Origin of the sequence: Rickettsia endosymbiont of Rhinocyllus conicus (genome assembly GCF_964026465.1) — a bacterium.
Classification (GTDB): domain Bacteria; phylum Pseudomonadota; class Alphaproteobacteria; order Rickettsiales; family Rickettsiaceae; genus Rickettsia.
The window spans coordinates 522,534-546,389 of the sequence record NZ_OZ032155.1; the positions used below are offsets into that span (position 1 = coordinate 522,534).

A 23,856-nucleotide genomic window follows, 5' to 3' on the forward strand; every position below is an offset into this window, starting at 1 on the left:
CATGAATAGAAAACCAATAATAGGAATTACTCCTGATTTAGCTCAAAATTGTGAAAAATATACTTATGCCGCCTTTCCTTGGTATGCATTACGTAAGAATTATACCGATGCAATAATCGAAGCCGGCGGCGTCCCTATGTTACTGCCATACCAAGCTGAAACAATAGATCATCTCATGGATTTTATTGATGGTGTTATATTACCTGGCGGTGATGAAGATATACACCCTAAATTTTATGAACCTGAATATGCTGAAGATGTAGTAATTTCTAATGAAGAGCGTGATAATTTTGAAATATTGATTTTAAAGAAATCGTTAGAAAAAAAATATACCTGTTTTAGGAATATGCCGAGGAATGCAACTAATAAATGTTGTTTTAGGTGGCACTCTTATTAAGCATATTCCGGATTATATCGAAGAGACAAAACAGCCTATTATCATAAACCATACCCAGCCTCATCCTAAAGATATAGTCTCGCATTCAATTAGTATAAAGCCGAATACTAAGCTTGCTAGAATGGCAAATAATAACGCCAGTTTAGGATAAGGAGGTCTGAGGATAAGCAAGTAGTGTTAGAAATTTTTTAGATTTATTGAAATTAAAAGCATTTACGCAAGAAAGTATATGAACTAAGAAATTAATAGGGGAGCGATGTCTTGAATGTTCAAGGTTCATGCTGTTTTTTAGTACATTAAATACTGATTCAATTATTGATCTGCTTTTTAAGAGTATTTTATCTTCTATATCTAATAAATGATTTTTCATATCCTTGCGAATCCCAGTAAATAACCGTAGCCCACGACTAAATAATTTAGCGGACATTTCCTTAGAAATATAAGCCTTGTCTCCAAATAATTTACCCCATAATCCTTTGGTAATTGAGTCTACAGCAGATAAATCACTAGCATTACCCTTTGTTATTTTAATTGCCATAATCTGACCTTTATTATTAATTACAATATGTAATTTAAATCCCATAAACCATCCGTAACTACTCATACCTATTTTAGCAATGCCACTAAACACTTTATTATTATTTGTACGTTTTGCATGACATATCGATAATTTGGTTGAATCAACAAAATATATACCAGTCTCATCTCCTGTAAATAATTGTAACATTATAGTTAAAGGTAATACTAATCTTGGCCACAACTGGATTATCCGACTGTAACTAGGAAGACTAAAATATCCTCTATATTTACATGATAGATGATATAAATAATAATTCTTAAAATCTTTGCATGGAGATATATAAAAATATAATACTATAGTTATATAGTTCTGAAAGCCTTAAACTCCCTGATCTCCTACGCTTCCTAACGCTGGGTATTAATTTGCTTTCTTCCCATTCTTCGTAAACTTTACAATAATTATCTATTATACAAAATAGAGTTATGATACATCTTTTCATTGTTGAGTGCATATTTTTTTGATTCAAAATCTATGTAACTCAACACTCCTCTCTTGTAAATACCCTGCTTTATTATCTTTATTCCTTACACTCTTATCCTAAACTGGCGTTATTAGTATAGCCCTTTTGAGCGGCTAAATGTAAGGGAGCATCTCCAAAATTATCTAAGTTGTTAGGATCAGCTCCTCTTTTTAGTAATAATTTAATTATCGTATCATTTTCATTTTGCTCCTTTATAACCCAATGTAAAATTACACCGCCTCCTTCAATATCATCTTGATAATTTGTATTAGGGCTAATACCATGCTCAAGCAAATACTCAACTTCTACAATATTTTTCTCTCGTATCGCTTTAAACAATGCTTCCTGAGTAATTAAAGAAAGCTTCTTTTTGCTGTTATAGTGCTTCTTAATATATAATTTTATTCTACTTAACATTGAAATAACCTATCCAATTATTAAGCTATACTATAACATATTTTTAATTATTACATAACTATTACTATCAATTAACTTTTTTAGAGGTAAAAAAAGATTGTCAATCGTCAACTATGTTTTAAATTTAAAAAAAGAGATTTTAATTTAGCATTAGAGATAATGATTAATTTACGCATAAGAGCAGTAAGAGCGATCATTTTCTTTTTAGTTTAAAACATAGTCGACGTCAGTTAAATATGTATTGACAAAAGGCATGCAAAACCATAATATTAAAATATGCAGAAACAACACTATTTTGAATTTAATCAAGAAAAAAACTTTTTTTATTTAAAGAAAGAGGAATAACGTTTGAACAGGTAATTGCTTTAATAGAAAAAGGCTATGTATTAGATTTAATAGATCATCCTAATCAAAGTAAATATCCAAAGCAAAAAATGTACATAGTTGATATAGATAATTATTGTTATTTAGTACCCCATATTATTCAAAAAGATAAAATTTTTTTAAAAACAATTATACCAAGTAGAAAAGCAAGTAAAAAATACTTAAATAACTAAGGTTTAGAAATTATGAAAAAATATAAATTAACAGAAGAAGAACAAGAAATATTAGATTATTTTGAGCAAGATAGTGTTGTTAGAAAACCTATTACTGTTGAAGTAGAAAAAGAAATAAATATAGCTAAAACTGCGGCAGCTAATTTCTTTAAGAAGTCCGAAAGAATCAATATTAGATTAACCTCACATGATTTAAATCATATAAAACGGATTGCAGCTCAAGAAGGAATGCCTTATCAAACTCTTGTTTCAAGTGTATTGCATAAATACGCATCTGGGTATTTAGGTCTAGATAACTAATAATTAATCTATAATTTCTTTATACAAATAACCTTTCTTATTGATTAGCTTTTGTAAAGGTAAAAAAAGATTGTCAGGTAGTTTATCTAATGCAAACCATTGCCAGCTTTCTACTTTATGGGGTTCTAAATTCTGTAATTCATGCTCGTTTAAACAATGAGCTTTAAGGAAAATCGATATGTAATGTTTTTGCTCTTTTTCAAAAACATCATTAGTAACAGCTAAAAATTTAGGATCTTTAATGATCAAATTTGTCTCTTCTAAAACTTCTCTAATGATACACTCTTCAAAAGTTTCACCAAACTCTAAATGCCCACCAGGATTGCCATAGGTAGATTCACCATGCGAGTTAATACGCTTACCAAGCAAAATCTCATTTTTACTATTAAATAGGATAATCCCGATACCAACACGTGGGTAGTTAGTCATAAATCCACTTCCTTATAAATAGTGCGGTAGAGGTCAGAGGTTTTTAGTAGATGAGCGTGCGTTCCTTCGGCTTCTACTACTCCTTTATCTATTACCAAAATATTGTCTGCTGATTCTATACTGCTGATGCGGTGGGCGATTGAGATAATGATTTTTCCTTGCATTATATCCCTAATAGAGTTTAATAGTTTCTGCTCGCTTTCGGTATCTAAAGCACTCATTGCTTCATCAAGAAGTAGGATTTGCGGTTTGCGTAGTAAAGCCCTTGCTAAGGCTATTCTTTGCTTCTGCCCGCCTGATAGCCTAACGCCTTTTTCGCCAATTTTGGCATTAATCCCATCAGGAATTTTATCAGCAAAATCAGCTATACCGGTAATTTTTATTATTTCGGTTATTTCCTCTTCGCTAGAATCATTACCAAACATAATATTTGATTTAATAGTACCAGAAAAAATACTAGCTTCTTGCGGAACATAAGCGATTAATTTACGGATTTCATTAGGATTTAAAAGAGCAATATCTTGGCTATTTACCAAAATTATACCGCTTTCTTGGACATAAAAGCCTAATAGTAACTGCATCAAAGTACTTTTACCTGAGCCTGATCTGCCAACGATACCAATAAACTGAGTAGAATCTATTTTAAAAGATATATTGTTGAGGATTTTTAAATTAGGTCTTGATGGGTATGAAAAATTTACGTTTTTAAACTCTAACGATATAGAATTAACGGGCTTTAAATTCGAATAATTAGTATGATTAATTATAGGTGATTTATCAATGATGGTAACTATTCGCTCTAAAGCAGCAAGCGGCAAGTGCATCTCGCTTAATAGCTCAAAAATACCACCACTACTAAAGCCGGCAATAATTGCATAATAAATGAATGATATAATTTGACCGGAGGATAAATTACCTTTTACTATATCCAAAGCCCCAATCCAAATAACGAGTGTAACCCCAAGAAATATAAAAGCCATTGAGAATGCGAAAAACAAAGCACGAATTTTTAAACGAGTTGCCGAATAGGTCAAATAATCTTGCAGCAGATTATTAAACTCAGTAATTTTAGCTGCCTGACCGCCAAAAGCATGGATGGTTTTGATATTACTAAAACTTTCGTTAATATCAGATGCTAAAAGTGATTGAGATTCTAAGGTTTTTTTGGATAAAGCTTTAACATGTTTACCAAATTTGATTATAGGAATCAGTAGCAAAGGAATAGTGATAATTACTATCGATGCTAGTTTAAAGCTTTCAAAAAACATCAAAATAATGCTACCGACTAACATCACTGAATTGCGAATAAAAAAAGATAGGAAATTAACAATAAGCTTAGATATTTGATCTATATCACTCGTAAGACGGGAGATTATATCGCCAATTTTTAGCTCTTCAAATTCAGTAATTTCATAATTAATTAGTTTGCTATAGGCTTCCTTTCTTATTTGACTCGAGACTTTCTCAGCAACATTATTAATAAAATACGAACGGAAAAAACTAGCAATGCTTAAGATAATAATAAGCAGGCAGATATATAATATGGATTTATCAACTGCCGCAGTGCGATCTAAAACCAAACCCTGATCAACTAAATTTCTGAAAACATTTCCGATTAGTAATAACGCAAGCGATACGCTAAGAAGAGAGATTATAACAATGATCAAATCTTTTTTATAGAATCTTAAGTTTTTAGCCAGTCTATATAAAAGTTTGGTGTTCATATGAAAAGAATTATGTCATTCCTGCTTAAGGCTTGCCCCGCGTGGATTAGTTTTTCCGTCATTGCGAGGAAATTACGAAGTAATTGACGAAGCAATCTAGTTAAAAAATGCTAACTTATAGCATTTTTTATTATTTTTCTGGATTGTCACGCTCATTTCATTCGCTCGCAATGACGACTCTCGATCCACGCGGGGCAAGCCTTAAGCGGGAATGACATGTAATAAAAAATGGGGCGAGTGACGGGAATCGAACCCGCGACCCTCAGAACCACAACCTGATGCTCTAACCAACTGAGCTACACCCGCCATAAGTTATCAAAGTAACAGCGTGACTTTAAATTATTATCACTATTTAGTCAAGAATATTTATACCTTACCTCGTGTTAATTTCATTATTTCATCGGTAGACATATTTGAGGTACTTTTACCTGATAATTGTTGTATTAATTTTGTACCTTTTTTAGTGTTGTCTATATCTTTGCTTAAAGCACTCAAATCTTTACTATTAATAGTTTTTTCTTTAATCAATCACTTTCATCTGAGAGATGAAAGTTTGTCTATAGCGACTAGAAGTCGAGAATCAAGCTAAAGCTTATTCCAGTCTTATATTAGTAGTCATTGCTGGTTCATGAGCATCAGTATGTCTATTAATATATTCATTAATCATGTCATCAGTCACATTGCCACTAGTCGAACTAAAGTATCCTCTTGCCCATAAATGTCTACCCCAATACTTTTTTCTTAATATTGGAAATTCTTCTTGTATCTTTTTTGACGATCTTCCTTTAGCTTTTTGCACAAATTCACTTACTTTAATATGAGGTGGTATATTGGCAAATATATGTATATGATCGCTTGATATTACTCCATTTTCTATTTTAATATTGAGCTCTTCTGCAACTACTGCAATAATTTCTCTCACTCGCTTTTTGATATCATAGGTTAACACCTTGTATCGATATTTTGTAATCCACACTATATGATAGCGATGATAGTAAACTGTGTGTGATTTGTTGCTGTATTGAGTCATGGTGCTTATGATGCTAACGCATCATGGCGCACATGGCAAGCTAAAGCTTTTCCATCTGGAAGATGGAGGGTTTAACCACCAAAGGGACTATAAATATTTTTGTAGTCATAAAAATTTCTGTATATATTTTATATAATTGTATTATAATTACTCTTAATAAAGAAATGAATATAGAAATGAAAAAAGCGGTTATTTTAGTTAGTGGTGGGGCGGATTCTGCTACTGTTCTTGCAATAATGAGAGAGCAAGGTTATGAGATTCATGCTATAAGTTTTAACTATGGGCAGCGTAACAATGCTGAACTACGGAAAGTTACGGAGCTAGTAAAAGAGTATAACGTCAAGCAACATAAAATTGTCAATATAGACTTAAGAGCTTTTGGCGGTTCTGCTCTTACCGATGATAATATAAACGTTCCTCATTATCAGGACGGGAAAGAGCTACCTGAAGATGTACCTGTTACCTATGTACCTGCTCGTAATACAATCTTTTTAAGTTACGCATTAGGGTTTGCCGAAATAATAGGTGCTAAGGATATTTTCATAGGCGTACATACTAGCGATTCAGCAAATTATCCTGATTGCCGCCCTGAATATATCAAATCTTTTGAAGCAATGGCAAATCTAGCAACCAACATAGGCGGAGTTACTATTCATACTCCTTTGATTAATATGACTAAAGATCAAATAATTAAAACAGGGCTTAGGCTTGGAGTAGATTATAAAAATACCATATCATGTTATGATCCTAGCGAAGATGATCTATCTTGCGGCACTTGCCTTGCTTGCACGATAAGGCTTGATGCTTTTAAAAAGAATAACGTACAAGACCCTGCAAAATATTTATGATTGATAGAAAATATTTATACTCCCCCTTTCCTACGCTCGATTTAGATGATATAATATTAAGAGAGTTAACGGACGTGGATGCTGAAGATTATTTTAATTATATGAATAAGCCTGAAATGGCTATTTATATAACAGAAAGTAACAGACCAAAAACTTTAGAGGAAGCTAAGGAAGAAATTCGTTATTGGTCTAGTTTATATAAGAATCACAGAAGTTTTTATTGGGGTATTGCACTTAAAAGTGATAATAAACTTATTGGTACTGCCGGTTTTAACATAATAAATTTAGAGCATCATAAGGCAGAAATCAGTTATGATTTGGATTATAGCTTTTGGGGGCAGGGCATAATGTTAAAATCTATAAAAAATATTTTAAAAATTGCTGATCATATTGGAATTGTCAGAGTTCAAGCAACAGTAATTACAGATAATTTACGCTCAATTAATTTACTTGAAAGATGCGGGTTTGCACGTGAGGGAATACTTAAAAAATACGAAATAGTTGCAAATGAGCATAAAGATTACTATATGTATGGTAGGGTTTTGTAACAAAAACGTCATTGCGAGCCACTGAAAGTGGCGTGGCAATCTTATGAAAATGTCCTTAAGATTGTATCAAAGCTATGTTCCTCGCAAGGCATTGTTGTGTGGATCAAAAAACGCCCTCGGTGTCATCTAGTTGCTTGACCACGGTATCCAGAAAAGCAACTTTTAATACTAATAATTTTAGTATTTTAAGCTGGAACCCGCTACAAGCTCGCGGGATGACAGAGGAAGAATTGATCTAGACAACAAAGCCTCCACGGGATGATAGAGCTAAACCATGCGAGTACGTCACCACGATAGACAATAAGTATATAAACATAAAAAAAGAAAAATTGATGGTAGTAGAAGCTAATAAAAAAGAATTAATTTGTTCATTCTGTAGCAAAAAGCAGCATGAAGTGAAAAAGTTAATAGCAGGTCCTGCAGTATTTATTTGCGATGAATGTATAAATTTATGCATGGATATAATGGAAGAAGAAAGTAAAATAGCGTTAAAGCAGATTACTTCCACTATTCCAACTCCGCAAAAAATATGTTCAGTTTTAAATGATTATGTAGTTGGTCAAGAGCAAGCTAAAAAAGTTCTAGCAGTAGCGGTATATAATCATTATAAGAGGCTTGAATATGTCCAATCAGGCAATAATGATGTTGAGCTTAATAAATCTAATATTTTGTTAATTGGTCCTACCGGTTCAGGTAAAACGTTGCTTGCTCAAACACTTGCTAAAATTTTAGACGTACCTTTTACTATGGCTGATGCTACCTCTTTAACGGAAGCTGGTTATGTTGGTGAGGATGTTGAAAATATTTTACTTAGATTACTTCAGGCTGCCGAGTTTAATGTGGCTAAAGCACAAAAAGGTATAATATATATTGATGAGGTTGATAAGATTGCTAGAAAGTCCGAGAATCCTTCAATTACTAGAGATGTATCAGGGGAGGGCGTACAACAAGCACTACTTAAAATTATGGAAGGAACTGTTGCTTCTGTTCCTCCGCAAGGTGGTCGAAAACATCCACAGCAAGATTTTGTGCAGCTCGATACCTCAAATATTTTGTTTATTTGCGGTGGTGCTTTTATGGGAATTGATAGTATCATAACTTCTAGAACAAATAATAGTTCTATAGGTTTTGCAGCAAATGTAAATATTGACAAAGAAAAAATTAACAGAGAAATTCTTAAATCTTTAAAGATTGAGGATCTAACAAAATTTGGATTAATTCCTGAATTTATCGGAAGATTACCAATCGTTACAACCTTAGATGATTTAGATAAAGAAGCTTTAGTTACAATTTTAACTAAGCCAAAAAATGCTATAGTGAAGCAGTTTAAAAAACAATTTGAGCTTGATGAAGCTGAGTTAATAGTTGAGGATTCTGCATTGGAAGCTATTGCTGAAAAAGCTTTAGCTAAAAAAACTGGAGCAAGAGGTCTTCGTTCGATAATTGAGCATCTTTTACTTGATAGTATGTATAAAGTTGCTGAGCTGAAGAAACAGCGTGTTACTATTACAGAAGATGTAGTTAAGGGGCTAATAGAGCCAATAATTACTTCTATTATTACCCCAGCAGCAAAAACAAGTAAAAAGCAAGCAGCTGTTGAAGATATACCGGCTTAAGGTGGGTGTAAGTCATTGCGAGGAGCATAGTTTTGATGCAATCTCAGGAGTTTGCTTTATGAGATTACCACGTCGTGGCTTTGCTGCTCCTTGTAATGACGGAAAATTAATCCTCTTATTCTTTTTATTTTAAAAGATTTAAATATCTCCTAAAATATTACAATTTTCTATAATACCTTGAGAATTTATAGTAGTTTCAAAATTTATTGGCTATCCTTCATATTTTAACGCTACTTCAAAAAGTTCAAGATTTTCTGGGGCAGTAATATTTTTTGCAAATTCTTTAATAAACTCTTTATTATCAATCTCTATCTCTTTGCTCTTAATGATATCCCTGCTCTTAATGAGAGTTCTAGTAATTTCAAAAAATTTATTAGAAACAGCTTTCTGTATAAAATTTTTCATTTGATTATCTTCAATAAATATTTCATTATTCGTACAATATTCAAACAATAATTTGATAATTTTAATATCATTTTTATTTATAGCTTTTTGTACAAAATAATTAATTTGCTCTTTACTAAAATCTTTGAGGTTCTTAGGAATCAAATGTTTATATTTATTTTTACCAAAACCTGAATTTTTAGGTTTAAGGTTGACGTGAGGATTAAATAATTGCTCTAAAGTATGTATATTTTCATTTTCAGAAACTATATAGAATAATTCTTCAAGTTTAAAATTTTCTTGATCTTTAAGAGTATTTGTATTGGGATTTGTAAAATATTCTTCTAATATTCCAGAAATAGTATTTTTTTTTAACTTGGTCAAAACCTTTAATATATGGTTCTATTAAGTCAAATGATAAATCCTTAAATCCTAACTTAATTAGTTCTAAAGAATTAAAACTTGCAACTTCTTTAATTCCAAACTTTTTCAATAAATGTTTTAATTCTTCAAATTTATTTAAATCTTTTGTATATTTTGTAGCCGCTTTTATGTAGTTACTTTCTTTATTCAAATATGTTGATTTTAAATACTGCAATAAATAATTTTTATTTAAATCTTGAACAACCGGATGTTCGAATATTATTTTTATATTATCTTTAGACCAATTTTCAGCAATTGAAATAATGTTTTTAGCAGATATTTTTTTTGAATGTTCTAATAAAGTTATAAATGATTTTATATCTTGCCTTTCAATTAATTTAGTCAATAAATTATCGATGTAAACTTCTTTTAGCTTTTCAAAATCTTTATCAGCTAACTCTCTAAACCTAAAAATTTTAACTGATTCTACACCTCGACTTTGAATTAATTCATTCAATAGGTTGTTGTGGTGATCATCTTTTAGTTTCCCAAAGGCTATATCAACTAACTCTTTTAATCCAAAATTTATAACTCTTTCTATACCTAATTCATTTAAAAAGTTAGCTAATCCTTTAATACTATTATATTTTTTGATATGTTCAGCTATTACATCTCCATAAACCATTTCAGTTAAATTTTCTAATTCAAGATATTTAAAACCTTTTTTATGTAATAAAGATTTTATTTCTTTATCTTGCCTAATATTCTCATTGTATTTAGCTATAGCATTTATACTAGCATTACTTAAACGATTTCTTTCTATATCTAAAAGAAAATCTTCTGGATGTATTTTTAAATGCCTAAAAACTTCTTTTATAAAATCTTCATTACCATTTTTGGTTATCATATTTAAAAATATTGGATAGCTTACTGCAAACGTATTTATGAAATTTTTATAACCTAATAACTTTGCAGCATTAACACTATTACTTTCAATAATCAAATCAGGTTTTCCGTAAGAAGCTAAGTGCGGGGCTAATAAATCTAGAGCTTTTTTATTGTCCCAAATTTGGGAGAAAAACCCCGCACTTGCAGTGCGTCGTTTTAACATATAGAATGTAGAGATGCAGTATTACAAGAAGATAAGCCACACAGTTTACGATTGCACTTATCATATAGTATGGGTGACTAAATATCGATATAATATATTGGTTGGTGATATTGGTAGGAGAGTCAAGGACCTAACCCAAGAGATATGTAAGGATAATGGAGTAGAGATATTAAGAGGGAAGATAGCTTCAAATCACGTACATATCTATGTATCTGTGCCACCTTATCAAAGTATTAGTAAGGTGGTACAGTATCTAAAAGGAAAGAGTTCAAGGAAGATTCAGCAGGAATTTCCAGAATTACGGAAACAGTATTGGGGTAAACACTTATGGGCTGTTGGATATTTTGTCAGAACCACAGGCAATGTGACTGACCAAATGATCAAGGATTATATTGATAAACATGAATCGAGAGATGATAAGTTTGGAAACTTTCAAGTTGAAAACTAGCTATAGCTAAGGCATTGATGCCATAATCTTAAGCCCTGCATTTGCAATGCAGGGTGGTTAACTATCAATTTTAATAGCTAAATTACAATAACGACTATAAATATCACTTGTTATTTTGTCTTGACTATATGTTATATAGCGGGCAATAGCCTCAAGAAAATTAGGATTATTGATTAAATGTTGTTCCTCAATATTTCTAGAGTTAACTTTTCTCCCCATTTAATTTTTATCATATTTGTAATATATTTATTTTAAGAAACTTACTATATATTAATACTTAATTTTTGCAAGCATTTAATTAAATTTTTAACTATTTCTTAAAAAGAATAAATAGTGCAAATTTAAAAAGATCAAGTATAATTAAAATCAAAACTGCTTATCATATTTTATGAATTATTTACTACCAAGTGCTGCAATAGTTTTACTCGTTTTAGTGAGCTTAAATATATGGTTTTATATAAAAGTTAGAACTTTAAAAACAGAGCTACAATTCTTAACAGATCAAAATTTGGAAATTACTAATAATAATCAGCTACTTAATCAAGAAAAAATAGCTTACTTACAGAAAATCGAGCAACTAAAGTGCAGAGTAGAGTATCAAGAGCAATCTATTAAGGATTATGAAAAAATACGTAGTGAATCTTTTTCTTCAGCTAAAGCTGCATTATTTGATTTAGGCAAGGATTTATCTAAACAACTTATCGAAATCCATAAAATGGAAAACACAGCAGCAAGAGAACTAGCTGAGAAAAATATTGCTACTGCTTCTGGAAAGTTTAATAGTGAGTTTGAGCGTTTAATTACTATGGTAGGGACACTTAATAAAGATATTGAGCAGTCTAAAAGCACAGTGGACTTAATAAAACAGTCGTTACTTTCGCCTATTGGGGCAGGGGCTCTTGCTGAGATTACTCTCGAAAATATCTTAAAATCATCAGGATTACGTTCTAATTCAGATTTCATCATGCAATATGGTTTAACTACTGCAGATAGTACTAAATTAAGACCTGATGCACTTATTTTTCTGCCTTCCGGTAATTTGATGGTGATTGATTCAAAAGCTTCCAAATTTTTAGTTGATGAGCAGGATAATAGTGGGAATCTTAGCAAAACTATGAATTATCATTTAAAATCGTTAGCTAATAAAGATTATGCTGAAAATATTTTAGCTGAATTAAATAAAAAAGAGCAGAATTATAACAATGTTATTACTTTGATGTTTTTACCCACTGAACAAGCCGTTGAAAAAGTTATTGCAGCTGATCCTAATTTTCTACAAAAAGCATGGGGCTGTAGTATTTTCCCAGTAGGACCTAGTGGGCTTATGAATATGCTTTCATTCGCAAAATTTCAAATTACTGACCATAGACGCTCAGAAAATTATAAAGTAATTATTGAAGAAGTAAGAAAGTTATTAAGCTCTATTGGTACTATAGCAGATTATTCTCAAAAAATTGGCAATAATCTACATAATATGGTTACTAATTATGATAAGTTTGCGGCTTCTTTTAATCGTAATTTTATGTCAAGAGTTAAGAATATACAAAAACTTGGTATTGATTCAGGAAATAAAACGCTACCTGCAAGTCTTGAACGTTACCAAATTGTTTCTTCCAAATCCGAAATTATTGAAGTAGAAGCAGAAAATTCTCAACCACAACAAATAGAAGAATAAATTGATAATTCAAATGTTAAGAAAAATTTTTATAATTTGCATATCAATATTATAAACGCCAGTTTAGGATAAGAGTGTAAGGAATAAAGATAATAAAGCAGGGTATTTACAAGAGAGGAGTGTTGAGTTACATAGATTTTGAATCAAAAAAATATGCACTCAACAATGAAAAGATGTATCATAACTCTATTTTGTATAATAGATAATTATTGTAAAGTTTACGAAGAATGGGAAGAAAGCAAATTAATACCCAGCGTTAGGAAGCGTAGGAGATCAGGGAGTTTAAGGCTATAATGGTACCCAAAAACTAGACAAGAAAATAGAGAAAAGTAGGTATAATATCTCCTAGGAAAAGGAGCAAAAAATGAAAAAACAAGTTAAAAAATATAGTGCAGAAGAAAAAGCAAAAATAGCAATTGAAGCAATATCTGGAGAAATGACTATAGCTCAAATTACCAGCAAATATGGTGTTCACGCTAATCAGATTTATAAATGGAAGAAAGAAGCTTTAGATTTTATGGTTTCTGGATTTAAATCGAAATCTAAACAACAAGATACCGGCCAAGAAGATTTAATTAAATCATTATTTGAGCAAATAGGCCAGTTAACAGTTGAAAGAGACTGGCTTAAAAAAAAATCTAGTATCTTTGGATTTAGAGGTTAGGAAAAAAATGATAAGTTATGCTTCAAATTTAACCATAGCAAGACAATGCAAACTTTTAGATTTAAACCGCTCAAGTTACTACTACCGAGCTAGGAATACCTTAGATGATAAGGAGTATAGAGTACTGAACAGAATTGATGAGATTTTTACAGAGCATCCCTATTATGGTACTAGAAGAATGTCTCATGTCCTAAAATCCGAAGGGTTAAATGTTAGTCGTAAGATGATAAGAAAATATTATAAAATACTTGGTATTGAAGCAGTATACCCAAAGATTAATTTAAGCCGTAGGAATCAGGCTCATAAAGTATACCCATATCTATTAAATAATATAGAGGTGGTTTGCTCCAATCAAGTTTACTGTGCAGATATTACTTACATAAGATTAAAGCAAGGTTTTGTATATTTGGTTGCTATAATGGATTGGTATAGTCGTTATATTTTGAGTTGGCGGGTGTCGATTAGTTTAGAAAATGATTTTTGTATTGAAGCTCTAAATGAAGCAATATCTATACATGGCAAGCCTGACATTTTTAATACGGATCAAGGAGTACAATTTACATCAAAAGATTTTACTCAAATACTTGAGCAACAAGGCATAGCTATTAGTATGGACGGCAAAGATAGAGCCTTAGATAATGTATTTATTGAACGTTTTTGGCGATCTTTGAAACAAGAGAAGATTTATCGTTTTGATCTTGAAACGGTACGTGAAGCAAAGATAGCTATCAGAGATTATATAGAATTTTATAATCAGCAAAGACCTCATCAATCGCTTGAATATAAGACACCTGAAATGATACATTTTGCAGAAAAACTAGAAAATTATCAAGAGGCTATATGACATAGAAAATGCAAACTTTACTTTGAAAAACCAATACATTAATACAGGAGAATTACACCTCTAAAATTTAAAAAATTTGTCTAGACAAAGGGTACCACCTCAGGCTTTCAGAACTATATAACTATAGTATTATATTTTTATATATCTCCATGCAAAGATTTTAAGAATTATTATTTATATCATCTATCATGTAAATATAGAGGATATTTTAGTCTTCCTAGTTACAGTCGGATAATCCAGTTGTGGCCAAGATTAGTATTACCTTTAACTATAATGTTACAATTATTTACAGGAGATGAGACTGGTATATATTTTGTTGATTCAACCAAATTATCGATATGTCATGCAAAACGTACAAATAATAATAAAGTGTTTAGTGGCATTGCTAAAATAGGTATGAGTAGTTACGGATGGTTTATGGGATTTAAATTACATATTGTAATTAATAATAAAGGTCAGATTATGGCAATTAAAATAACAAAGGGTAATGCTAGTGATTTATCTGCTGTAGACTCAATTACCAAAGGATTATGGGGTAAATTATTTGGAGACAAGGCTTATATTTCTAAGGAAATGTCCGCTAAATTATTTAGTCGTGGGCTACGGTTATTTACTGGGATTCGCAAGGATATGAAAAATCATTTATTAGATATAGAAGATAAAATACTCTTAAAAAGCAGATCAATAATTGAATCAGTATTTAATGTACTAAAAAACAGCATGAACCTTGAACATTCAAGACATCGCTCCCCTATTAATTTCTTAGTTCATATACTTTCTTGCGTAAATGCTTTTAATTTCAATAAATCTAAAAAATTTCTAACACTACTTGCTTATCCTCAGACCTCCTTATCCTAAACTGGCGTTATTAGTATTTGTCTGCATATATGGTATAGAAAATTTAAAGTCCAAAAAAAATGAAAATATTCTAAGGGTTAGTTTCATCAATATGTGGTCAGGATTTACAATAGATGAACTGCCAATGATAAAAGAAGTAATAGAAGAAAGTGGAAGAAAAATTGTTATAGATCATAAAAATTATGACCTTATAATTGAGAGTGTTTTCGGTCAGAAAAAAATTAGTAACAAGAATAGTATAAAAATATTTTTTACTGGTGAATCTATTAGACCTAACCCTGATAATTATGATATAGCTATAGGTTTTGATTATATAGATCATCCGCATTATATAAGAATACCTCTATATTATATGTATTTTACTAATGAGATAAGCACAAATTATAAAAGACCTAAATGCAACCCGAATAAGCCGCATTTTGCTTGTTTTCTTGTTAGTGCACATATAGATGATACTGAAAAATTTGATGGTTGCGTTGCAAGAGATAAATTTTTTCACAAGCTATCATCATATAAAAGAATAAGAAGCGGAGGTAAATACTTAAATAACGAAGCTAGAGTAGTACCTAAAGAAAACACTAGAGAGTGGTTATCTGAATGCAAATTTGTAATTGCTTATGAAAATAAGACGTATGAAGGCTATGTTACTGAAAAACCTTTCCAAGCTTATCTAGCTGGAGCGGTCCCTATTTATTATGCAGATAAAAGTTATGTTAAAGACGTAAATCCTAAGGCAGTAATATTTGCTAAAGATTTTGCTTCAGAAGAAGATCTATATAACTATATTATTTCTGTTGATCAAAATGACGAAAAATATTGTGAAATATATAATAACTCAATTGTACCCAATTCTTTAAATAATTACCCTATAATAAAAGAGAAATTAAAAGAAAAACTTTTACCTTTATTAAATGAAAAATAAAATTTATCGCATAAAAAAATATTTTTTTATATTACTTATCAGTTAAAAAATAATCCGATTAGTGAAAAAGATATTAAAATTTTTGTAATTAATCTAGATCATATTACCAATAGATATAATAATATAAATAAACAATTTATTCATATTAATTTACCTTATGAAAGATTTAGAGCAGTAAACGGTTATGAATTATCTATAACAAACCAAAAAGGAGAAAAGTTTACCGGTTTAGATGTAAAGAATAATTCTTCCCTTTTATCATTAGATAATAATTATACTATTGTTTGTCCATCAGAGAATATAAATTATTATGCAAATAGTAAGATATTAAATCGCACCTTAACCGCGGGTGAATTTGGGTGTTATTGTAGCCATAGAGAAATTTGGCTTAAAATGGTTGAAGAAAATATTCCATATGCCTTAATTTTAGAAGACGATGCTATATTAGAAGAAAATTTTTATAAGAAATTCTCAACCATAATCAAATCTTTACCTAGTGATTGGGATCTAGTCTATTTGTTTTTGATGCATCTACCGAGGCAAAAATTTTATAAAATTTATAATAATCCTTATCTTAAAAAAATTAATACCCAAAGATATTTTTATACTTCTACAGGTTATTTAGTAAATTTAAAAGCTGCTACGAAGCTTCTTAAATATAGTAAAAGCTTTAGCGAGCCAATTGCACAAGAAGTAGCTAATAATAGAATACAAGCTTATATTACCGTACCTTTTTTAATAAATACTGATTTTAAAGATTCAACTATTATTGATATGGGAAGACCAAACTAGAAATATAGTAAAATGAATCTTTCCTAACCGTATCCTTAAGATACCGCAATCGAATCGCAGTATGACATACTATTATTAGAGTTTTATCAAACCATTTTAGCTTTAGGTTGTTTAAAATTAGCTTGGTCAAAATCGTATATGAAGCTTTTAATAACAGGTACTATAAACTGTTTAAACTTACTGCCGCTAAATACGCCATAATGTCCTGCACCTTTTTGTAAATGATATTTCTTCATTGATTCGGGAATATTGGCACAAAGCTTTAAAGCTGCTTTGGTTTGACCAACTGCTGCAATATCGTCAAGTTCTCCCTCTATACCAAGTAATGCACATTTAGTAATATTTTTTAGATCAATAGGACGTTGCTCTGAAACTAATTTGCCTCTTGCTAGTGAAAATTGTTGGAATACTTCATCGATAGTTTGTAGGTAAAATTCTGCCAGCATATCCCATAGCAGCTAAATATTCATCATAGAATTTAATAGTATGATCAGCTTTTTGATAATCGCAATTTAATAAATTTTGCCATAATTCCAAATGCGAATCTATATGACGGAATAGATTTAAGCTTACAAAACCTGCAAGTTGTAAAAATCCTGGATATACTTTTCTACCATGACCAGGATAATTAGGTGGTACTTGCATTGTAACCATTTTGCAAAACCATTCTAAACTTTTGCTTAGAGCAAATTCATTTACTGCTGTTGGGTTTTTTCTAGCATCAATAGGACCGCCCATTAAAATCATTGAGCTTGGAACGTTTGGGCTATTATCTTTCGACATCAAACTAATAGCAGCAAGTAGAGGTACAGTCGGTTGACAAACAGCCATAGTATGAACATTTGGTCCTAGAAAATTAATAAACTCCATTACGTAATCAATGTAATCATCCATATCAAAAGAACCTGCTTCAAGCGGTACATAGTTTGCTTCCGTCCAATCGGTAATATAGACATCCGTATATGGTAATAATTCCTGTACAGTTGAACGAAGTAGGGTAGCATGGTGACCTGCCATAGGAGCTACTATTAACAATTTAGGTAAGACGCTTTTAAAGCCTACTTTTTCAAAATGACGTAACTCACAAAAAGGCTTTTTCAATATAACTTTTTCATTGATCTTATAGGTTTTGTTATCAATAGTAGTTTCAAGAATATTAAATTCCGGCTTTTCATATTTTCTAGTCATACGCTCGCAAAGTGTTAAGTAAGAATGCATGATTCTAGCAAAACCATTATCCTCTAATGATTCACGTTCATATGCTTCTTTCAAAATCTTTATGCCTAAATGCATAGGGGCTATTTGTGCTCTTAACCCCTCCAGCACATAGTATGTATAATTAGTATTTAAATCATAGTTAATCATAATTTATCCTTGAATTTAATAATAATTAATATGTTGAGTCTAACATTAAAAATCTTTTAGCAACATTAATTTTAGAATTAGTTATTTAAGTTTTTATTGGATAGTGATAAAATTTACTCTCCTAATAGGTCTACTTGAATATCATCATTCGAAGATATGGCATCATGGCTAGATAAAGTTTTACTAATTTCATTGATAGTAATAGCAGTTTGTTCTGCAATAATTTGATCGGCATTACTAATAGCTTTGCCAACATTTAGATCTGATGTAGCAGTAGTAAGCACATCTATTAATGTTGCAAGACTTAAAAATTTTAAATCTTTTATCGATTCAAACATTATTAGAGGGATTATAGCCATATTTAATCTTGCTGCATCATTATAATAAAAATTTTGGAAAAATATGTTATTGCTTAACTCCTCTCCAGTAACATCTTGAGTAATTTTATTACCATAGTAAGATGATATTAATAATGAAGCAAGCCTTGCGAATTTAATAGAAACTGAAGCATAAAACATAGGATCTTCGTAGAATATGGTTTCTGGGTCTCGGAAATAAAAACAAATATAATCAATTAATAATGTAGCCATAGCAAGATATTTAGCCACATCCTGCCAATTACTATAAGTATGAATATTATTTAATTCAGGATTATTAAAATCTATATCCTGATCTGTAAGTCTTTTGTATATTGCTTGTAATTTCTGCTCATTAAGATCATTTTTTTTTAGATGTTTAAACAATACATAAAAATAAGGTTTAATTTCTTCAGACGAAAACAACTTATTTTCAATTAAAGCAGGAACAATTTTATTGTGCAAAAATCCAAGTAGCTTATTGTGCATAAAGCCCGTAACTTTACTTTGTTCTTCGACGACTCCAGCTGCGGATAACCAACGTAGAGCGGTACATGTTATAAAATAATTTACAGTATCATTATTTAATAAATCAATAGGCTGTAATAGTAGATTTGCTGCATATCTAAAACAAATAACTACATTATTTATCAAATTATCAGAAAAGGTAGGAGTATTATCAAATAAAAATTTAATATCTTCAAAATGACTTTTATCGTTTGTTTTACTTTCTAATTCCTTAAACAGATTATAATTAATGATTTTGGTTTGTTTACTTGATAATACGGTACTCGGAAAAGATAATAAAAGTTGTAATATAGCAAGAATAGTAGTTGGTAAAGCACACAGCTCATATAGTGGTTCTTCTTCATCAAATACATATGAACGAAGTAATATTACTCCTGTTATAAGAGTACTATAAGTCAATGCTATTTTGCCAGAATGGCTGCTAATAGAATTGGATTTTTCTATTAGCCAAGAGTTAATTTTGTGTTCCTCGTTAAATTGATCTTTAGCTTTTTCTAGCTTAAAGTAACTTTGCTTTAATGAACTAATATACCTTACAAAATTTAAATGTATCTCTTTTTCTTTGTTAAATTCCTCTGCATAATTCACGTTTGGCTTATATAATATTGCCTTAGCAACATATCGATATAGGAAATATTCTTTAGTGAGCGGATATGACGTATTAGAATAGTGAGCGGATATGACGTATTAGAAATTTTTTCTGCTGATTCAAATAATTTTGCGTAATGCTCAAAATTATTCTCTAAAAACAACTGAACTTTATTACGTAACTCAATAAATTCTAGTGATTTTATATCTCCTATATATTTTAGAATTGCGTCAATAAGATTTTTATTTTCTATTCCTATTAATTTTTGTAATTTTATATGTAAAAAATGATCATAGTTATTTAGTTCGTTAAAAATATTTTGCCAATTTTTATCGGTAATATTTTCACCTTGATATTTTTTAGTTTTTGCTATGCTGCTTAATAGTGCTTGTAAATGTTCTGTGTAAACAAAATTTTTTGTTGTTGTGGGTAAATTATCAAAATTTTTATCATATCCCCATATTTTAAATAATTTACCAAAATCAAACCTTGCAAGTGCAGTAGTACTTTTCCATAAGCATGTTGAAAAAGCTGATATATTATTATAATAGTTTAATATTATTTCAAGCTTGCTGCTCATAATTTTTCATAATAGTTAATTTAAATTAACTATTATGAGCTATAGCAATTTTTAATGCAATTATTCTTTTGTAAAATTTTTAAGCAAAATTAAAGCCTTTGCCGGTAAGAGGTAGTATTTCTTGAGAGATGATTTAACACATAAAGTTAGACCTGTGTTATAATCAACGTTTCCTTTTTGATCAAAATAATCTAATAATAATCCTATATCTGCATGATATTGCTCTACTATTTCTAATAATTCTAGTTTGTAGTATCATCTAGTAACGTTAGTTTACTCTATTTTTTAAGGGCTTAAGTGCTTTAGCCGGTTTTAATAATTCCAGCGTTAAGATGAATTTAGTTTTTCTCTCGATATTTGATAGAAAAAACAAATGAAAATTGTGGGTATGATGTATTACCGCATATTTATCCCATTCAGGATATTGTCTATTTAAATTTTCCTTTGGGTTATAGGGACCATAAACTTCTATATCACCAAATTTATATTTTTTTAAAGGTAATAATTCATGATCATAAAAGAAATCATTAGGATATTGAGTGCGTGTTTTTAAGTTAGAATGAATAAATTTATTTTGGTCTTTTTGAAAAGTAAAAATATCAATGCAGCCTTTTTGACATATTTTATAAGCTAGATCATGAGAAATAGAATAACCTAGTTTTTGAAACTCTGGAAATATTTGTTGTAGCCTTATCTCATCTTCTTGCATTATGCCAATATCAAGATCATCATCATAAGGTATTATCCCTTGATGACGAACTGCCCCAAGCAAGGTGCCTCCGTCTATCCAATAATTAATATTGTGCTTAGTTAACAACTCATGAGTATCTTTCATTATTTGATAGAGTGAGAGAGTCGTATTCTCACTAATTCTATATTTTTTTACTTCTTCATCGGTTGGCACTTTATAACGCCAATCATGTTCAAGCACGTGAGTATAAAAAAATATACTGGCAAAAAGCAAGAGAATAGAACCTAAAATATTTTTAGGTGAGAATACTGACTTTAATTTCATTATTTGTTGGTTTGAATTTTATTTCTTTTGCTGATGTAACATTTTTTAAATCTGATGTCAATTCTTCGGATAATTCAATGCCGCTAACTTCAAGCAATTGTACTTCTGCTTTTATGGATAGATTCTTTTCAGCTTTAAATTTTCTAACATGATCTAAAATCTCAAGCAATCCTTCCGGCTGTTTTGCATCTATTTTATAGTTTAAATTACCATAATTAATCCAATTACCTTTAATGTGAATAGAATTTTCACTATATAATATTTGATACAACTCCTCGGTAATATGTGGCATAAATGGTGCAAATAGTTTAAGTAGGGTTTGCATGACGTGATAAAGCGTTAATATGCTACTATATTGTCCGCTAGGGTTTTTATTTTCTTCATCATAAGCACGTGTTTTACTGATTTCTAAATAATTATCACAAAATACTGACCAGAAAAATTTTTCCGTTAAATGCATAGCGTTAGCATATTCATAATTTTGCAACTCGTTTGTTGCATTGTTTACTAGCTCTACTAATTTATTAATTATCCACTGATCGAATTCATGAGTAATTTTTTCTTTCACATATATAAGATTTGCTTTTTTGTCTTCATCAGATAATTTATCAAAATGTTGCGAGACAAATTTAGCAGCATTCCACAGCTTATTAACAAGCCTTTTACCATTTTTCATTACGTCTTCTGAATAGGCAGTGTCAGCTCCTAATTTTGAATTAGCCGACCAATAGCGTATAACATCAGAACCATATTGCTCTAGCAATTTTTCCGGTACTAATACATTTCCTTTGGATTTAGACATTTTACTACGATCTTCAGCCAAACACCAACCACTTACCATAATATTTTTCCATGGTAGAGTATTTTGATGTAGATGAGCTTTTAAGATAGTATAGAATGCCCAAGTTCTAATAATCTCATGTGCTTGAGGTCTTAAATCCATTGGGAATAAGTTATTATGCCTATCCTTATTCACGGCAAACTCATCAGAAATACCCCATGTTGAAAGTTGCGGCGAAACAGAGCTAGTTGCCCAAGTATCCATAACGTCTAAGTCGGGTTCTACTTCATCTTTGCTATAGCCAATAGGCAAATCCTTTAAAGGATCAACAGGTAACTGCGAGATATCGGCATATAAAATTTTACCCTCTTTGCCGATTCTTTTAGAATACCAAACAGGAAATGGCACGCCAAAATAACGCTGCCTGCTTATACACCAGTCCCAAGATATGGCATTAATCCAGTTGTCTAAACGAATCTTCATATTTTTAGGATGCCAATTTAGTTCGTTTGCTCTTTTTAATAGCTCATCTTTATGCGATATAGTTTTAACAAACCATTGTGGCACAGTTAGTACTTCAAGAGGTGCACCTGAACGCTCAGCACATTTAACAGTTTGGGTAATCTCTTCTTGCTTAACAAGCAATTCTTGCTCTTTTAAAATATCTATTATCTTGCTTCTTGCTTCTTTTATTTTTAAGCCGTCTATTCCGATCTCATGAGGGAAATCTATCGTACCTTTTTTGGTAATAATAGTATTCAAAGGCAGATTATGCGTTTTCCACCAAATAATATCCGTTTGATCACCAAATGTGCAGCACATAACAAGCCCTGTGCCTTTATCTTGCTGCACTAACGGGTCAGCTAAAAGCGGGACTTTAACATTAAACAGTGGAGTAACGGCAAACTTTCCTGCTAAATGCTGATAACGCTTATCGTCTGGGTGATAGAATACGGCAACGCAAGCAGGTAATAGTTCAGGTCGTGTAGTTGCGATGGTAAATTCATCATTTGCTTCAGTTTTAAAAGTGATATAGTTCATGAATGAGGTTTTTTCCTTATCCTCAATATCAGCTTGAGCAAGGGCTGTACCATCTACCGGATCCCATAAAATTGGCTGATTATTACGATAAACTTCGCCTTTTTTTACTAAATCAAGAAAAGACATTTGCGAGATTTTACGAGATAGCGGACTGATTGTTTGATATTCTAAATTCCAATCTACCGATAAAGCGACTTGATTAAACAAGCTTCTAAATTTTTCTTCTTCGCTTGCTACTACCTCATTACAAATATTTATGAATTCTTCTCTGCCCATATTATACGCCTTGACTTGTCTTTGCTTTTCAACAAGTCGCTCAGTCGGCAGTCCGTTATCGTCAAAGCCCATAGGATAGAAAATATTTTTTCCCATCATACGCTGAAACCGTACTATAAAATCGGTCTGTGTATAGCTATAAACATGCCCGATATGGAGCTGTCCTGAAACAGTCGGCGGAGGCGTATCTACAACAAATGTTTCATCTTTAGCGATATTCTCATTGTATGCATAAACTTGTTTTTCTTGCCAAATTTTTTGCCATTTTTTTTCGCTTTCGATAAAATTATAATTTTTCGGAAATTCTTTCATAAATGTTTTTGCTAGTTTGAATAACTAACATTATAAAGATTATATT

The 23,856-nt window shown here is 30.8% G+C and carries 25 protein-coding genes, 1 tRNA gene and 3 pseudogenes; 14 read left to right on the forward strand and 15 right to left on the reverse strand.

All coding sequences use genetic code 11. The annotated features are described in order from the left end of the window. Window position 1: 1 nt before the first annotated feature. Window positions 2-530 (forward strand): annotated as a pseudogene (locus AAGD54_RS02750) (gamma-glutamyl-gamma-aminobutyrate hydrolase family protein); the annotation flags it as partial. A 9-nt stretch (window positions 531-539) separates the two neighbouring features. On the opposite strand, the gene AAGD54_RS02755 reads toward AAGD54_RS02750, so the two are convergent. Continuing rightward, on the reverse strand, window positions 540-1,280 hold the full coding sequence (locus AAGD54_RS02755) for an IS982 family transposase (RefSeq protein ID WP_341795150.1): 741 nt from the start codon (window positions 1,278-1,280) through the stop codon (window positions 540-542). Window positions 1,281-1,509: 229 nt separating this feature from the next. Then, window positions 1,510-1,854: an ankyrin repeat domain-containing protein gene (locus AAGD54_RS02760; RefSeq protein ID WP_341794949.1), complete on the reverse strand. Its 345-nt coding sequence runs from the start codon at window positions 1,852-1,854 to the stop codon at window positions 1,510-1,512. A 434-nt stretch (window positions 1,855-2,288) separates the two neighbouring features. Here AAGD54_RS02760 and AAGD54_RS02765 point away from each other — a divergent pair, with 434 nt between their 5' ends. Beyond that, window positions 2,289-2,411: a hypothetical protein gene (locus AAGD54_RS02765; protein ID WP_341789023.1), complete on the forward strand. Its 123-nt coding sequence runs from the start codon at window positions 2,289-2,291 to the stop codon at window positions 2,409-2,411. A 12-nt stretch (window positions 2,412-2,423) separates the two neighbouring features. After that, a complete protein-coding gene (locus tag AAGD54_RS02770) occupies window positions 2,424-2,711 on the forward strand; it encodes a CopG family antitoxin (RefSeq protein ID WP_341789024.1) in 288 nt (95 codons plus the stop codon). 102 nt (window positions 2,712-2,813) lie between these two features. Here AAGD54_RS02770 and AAGD54_RS02775 read toward each other — a convergent pair. The 5 genes and pseudogenes from AAGD54_RS02775 to tnpA (AAGD54_RS02795) all read right to left on the reverse strand — a co-directional run. Beyond that, a pseudogene (locus tag AAGD54_RS02775) lies at window positions 2,814-3,140 on the reverse strand (nucleotide triphosphate diphosphatase NUDT15); the annotation flags it as partial. Next, window positions 3,137-4,864, reverse strand: a complete 1,728-nt coding sequence (locus tag AAGD54_RS02780; protein WP_341794950.1) for an ABC transporter ATP-binding protein — start codon at window positions 4,862-4,864, stop codon at window positions 3,137-3,139. The pseudogene AAGD54_RS02775 and the gene AAGD54_RS02780, both read right to left, overlap by 4 nt. Before the next feature lie 229 nt (window positions 4,865-5,093). After that, window positions 5,094-5,170: transfer RNA gene (locus tag AAGD54_RS02785), tRNA-His, on the reverse strand. A gap of 60 nt (window positions 5,171-5,230) precedes the next feature. Further along, a complete protein-coding gene (locus AAGD54_RS02790; protein WP_341794951.1) occupies window positions 5,231-5,392 on the reverse strand; it encodes a hypothetical protein in 162 nt (53 codons plus the stop codon). Between the two features lie 64 nt (window positions 5,393-5,456). Continuing rightward, window positions 5,457-5,894, reverse strand: a complete 438-nt coding sequence (tnpA, locus tag AAGD54_RS02795; RefSeq protein WP_341794341.1) for an IS200/IS605 family transposase — start codon at window positions 5,892-5,894, stop codon at window positions 5,457-5,459. A 7-nt stretch (window positions 5,895-5,901) separates the two neighbouring features. Here tnpA (AAGD54_RS02795) and AAGD54_RS02800 point away from each other — a divergent pair, with 7 nt between their 5' ends. The 4 genes from AAGD54_RS02800 (at window position 5,902) to clpX (ending at window position 8,906) form a co-directional block, all read left to right on the forward strand. After that, window positions 5,902-6,030: a hypothetical protein gene (locus tag AAGD54_RS02800; RefSeq protein WP_341794952.1), complete on the forward strand. Its 129-nt coding sequence runs from the start codon at window positions 5,902-5,904 to the stop codon at window positions 6,028-6,030. Between the two features lie 40 nt (window positions 6,031-6,070). After that, on the forward strand, window positions 6,071-6,742 hold the full coding sequence (gene queC / locus AAGD54_RS02805) for a 7-cyano-7-deazaguanine synthase QueC (protein WP_341789208.1): 672 nt from the start codon (window positions 6,071-6,073) through the stop codon (window positions 6,740-6,742). Next, window positions 6,739-7,290 (forward strand): GNAT family protein, encoded by a 552-nt coding sequence (locus AAGD54_RS02810; RefSeq protein ID WP_341789027.1) that lies wholly within the window; start codon window positions 6,739-6,741, stop codon window positions 7,288-7,290. The genes queC and AAGD54_RS02810 overlap by 4 nt, the downstream gene beginning before the upstream one ends. 332 nt (window positions 7,291-7,622) lie before the next feature. Beyond that, window positions 7,623-8,906, forward strand: coding sequence for an ATP-dependent Clp protease ATP-binding subunit ClpX (gene clpX, locus AAGD54_RS02815; protein ID WP_341794953.1), 1,284 nt, complete (start codon window positions 7,623-7,625; stop codon window positions 8,904-8,906). Between the two features lie 210 nt (window positions 8,907-9,116). On the opposite strand, the gene AAGD54_RS02820 is transcribed toward clpX, so the two are convergent. Beyond that, window positions 9,117-9,674 carry a hypothetical protein gene (locus AAGD54_RS02820; protein ID WP_341794954.1) on the reverse strand — a complete coding sequence of 186 codons (558 nt, stop codon included), beginning with the start codon at window positions 9,672-9,674 and terminating at the stop codon, window positions 9,117-9,119. Beyond that, window positions 9,598-10,764 (reverse strand): hypothetical protein, encoded by a 1,167-nt coding sequence (locus AAGD54_RS02825; protein WP_341794955.1) that lies wholly within the window; start codon window positions 10,762-10,764, stop codon window positions 9,598-9,600. The genes AAGD54_RS02820 and AAGD54_RS02825 overlap by 77 nt, the downstream gene beginning before the upstream one ends. Window positions 10,765-10,777: 13 nt before the next feature. Here AAGD54_RS02825 and tnpA (AAGD54_RS02830) point away from each other — a divergent pair, with 13 nt between their 5' ends. Continuing rightward, on the forward strand, window positions 10,778-11,212 hold the full coding sequence (gene tnpA, locus AAGD54_RS02830) for an IS200/IS605 family transposase (RefSeq protein ID WP_341794258.1): 435 nt from the start codon (window positions 10,778-10,780) through the stop codon (window positions 11,210-11,212). 57 nt (window positions 11,213-11,269) lie between these two features. Here tnpA (AAGD54_RS02830) and AAGD54_RS02835 read toward each other — a convergent pair whose 3' ends face one another. Then, window positions 11,270-11,431: a hypothetical protein gene (locus AAGD54_RS02835; RefSeq protein ID WP_341794956.1), complete on the reverse strand. Its 162-nt coding sequence runs from the start codon at window positions 11,429-11,431 to the stop codon at window positions 11,270-11,272. 169 nt (window positions 11,432-11,600) lie between these two features. Between AAGD54_RS02835 and AAGD54_RS02840 the strand changes: the two genes are divergently transcribed. From AAGD54_RS02840 to AAGD54_RS02865, 6 genes are all read left to right on the forward strand, one after another. Further along, a complete protein-coding gene (locus tag AAGD54_RS02840) occupies window positions 11,601-12,887 on the forward strand; it encodes a DNA recombination protein RmuC (RefSeq protein WP_341794957.1) in 1,287 nt (428 codons plus the stop codon). A 364-nt stretch (window positions 12,888-13,251) separates the two neighbouring features. Continuing rightward, a complete protein-coding gene (locus tag AAGD54_RS02845; RefSeq protein WP_045812944.1) occupies window positions 13,252-13,551 on the forward strand; it encodes a transposase in 300 nt (99 codons plus the stop codon). Window positions 13,552-13,558: 7 nt separating this feature from the next. Then, complete coding sequence (locus AAGD54_RS02850) at window positions 13,559-14,395, forward strand: IS3 family transposase (RefSeq protein WP_341794232.1); 837 nt, start codon at window positions 13,559-13,561, stop codon at window positions 14,393-14,395. Window positions 14,396-14,536: 141 nt separating this feature from the next. Next, a complete protein-coding gene (locus AAGD54_RS02855) occupies window positions 14,537-15,253 on the forward strand; it encodes an IS982 family transposase (protein ID WP_341795139.1) in 717 nt (238 codons plus the stop codon). A 124-nt stretch (window positions 15,254-15,377) separates the two neighbouring features. After that, window positions 15,378-16,175: a glycosyltransferase family 10 domain-containing protein gene (locus AAGD54_RS02860; RefSeq protein ID WP_341794958.1), complete on the forward strand. Its 798-nt coding sequence runs from the start codon at window positions 15,378-15,380 to the stop codon at window positions 16,173-16,175. A 123-nt stretch (window positions 16,176-16,298) separates the two neighbouring features. Continuing rightward, on the forward strand, window positions 16,299-16,967 hold the full coding sequence (locus AAGD54_RS02865; RefSeq protein ID WP_341789209.1) for a glycosyltransferase family 25 protein: 669 nt from the start codon (window positions 16,299-16,301) through the stop codon (window positions 16,965-16,967). An 86-nt stretch (window positions 16,968-17,053) separates the two neighbouring features. On the opposite strand, the pseudogene AAGD54_RS02870 reads toward AAGD54_RS02865, so the two are convergent. The 5 genes and pseudogenes from AAGD54_RS02870 to AAGD54_RS02890 form a co-directional block, all read right to left on the reverse strand. After that, a pseudogene (locus AAGD54_RS02870) lies at window positions 17,054-18,332 on the reverse strand (polyhydroxyalkanoate depolymerase). 113 nt (window positions 18,333-18,445) lie between these two features. Further along, window positions 18,446-19,804: a hypothetical protein gene (locus AAGD54_RS02875; RefSeq protein WP_341794959.1), complete on the reverse strand. Its 1,359-nt coding sequence runs from the start codon at window positions 19,802-19,804 to the stop codon at window positions 18,446-18,448. Beyond that, window positions 19,801-20,385, reverse strand: a complete 585-nt coding sequence (locus tag AAGD54_RS02880) for a hypothetical protein (protein ID WP_341794960.1) — start codon at window positions 20,383-20,385, stop codon at window positions 19,801-19,803. The genes AAGD54_RS02875 and AAGD54_RS02880 overlap by 4 nt, the downstream gene beginning before the upstream one ends. A gap of 268 nt (window positions 20,386-20,653) precedes the next feature. Further along, window positions 20,654-21,403, reverse strand: a complete 750-nt coding sequence (locus AAGD54_RS02885) for a LicD family protein (RefSeq protein WP_341795165.1) — start codon at window positions 21,401-21,403, stop codon at window positions 20,654-20,656. After that, a complete protein-coding gene (locus tag AAGD54_RS02890) occupies window positions 21,372-23,810 on the reverse strand; it encodes a valine--tRNA ligase (RefSeq protein WP_341794961.1) in 2,439 nt (812 codons plus the stop codon). The genes AAGD54_RS02885 and AAGD54_RS02890 overlap by 32 nt, the downstream gene beginning before the upstream one ends. Window positions 23,811-23,856 lie beyond the last annotated feature (46 nt).